This window comes from Stenotrophomonas sp. SrG, assembly GCF_050031795.1.
Lineage (GTDB): Bacteria > Pseudomonadota > Gammaproteobacteria > Xanthomonadales > Xanthomonadaceae > Stenotrophomonas > Stenotrophomonas rhizophila_A.
In genome coordinates this window covers 1-237 of the sequence record NZ_JBNBBE010001245.1, presented here as the reverse complement: position 1 = coordinate 237, position 237 = coordinate 1, and the positions used below count along the sequence as shown (strand labels likewise).

1 pseudogene is annotated in these 237 nt (G+C 65.0%); it reads right to left on the bottom strand.

Annotated elements, in window-relative coordinates:
• Positions 1-237 (bottom strand): annotated as a pseudogene (locus ACQG3P_RS23425) (NADH-quinone oxidoreductase subunit F); the annotation flags it as partial.

Here is a 237-nt window from a genome sequence, read left to right as displayed (position 1 = left end):
GTGGAATTCCCCTCGCAGGGAGTTGTAGCCCACGGTGCTGCCGGTGGCGTAGCAGGCGAGTGCCATGCCTTCCACCACCGAATGCGGGTTGTACCGCAGGATGTCGCGGTCCTTGCAGGTACCCGGCTCGGATTCGTCCGAGTTGCACAGGATGTACTTCTGCATGCTGCCCTTGGGCATGAAGGACCACTTCTGGCCGGTCGGGAAGCCGGCGCCACCGCGGCCGCGCAGGTTCGA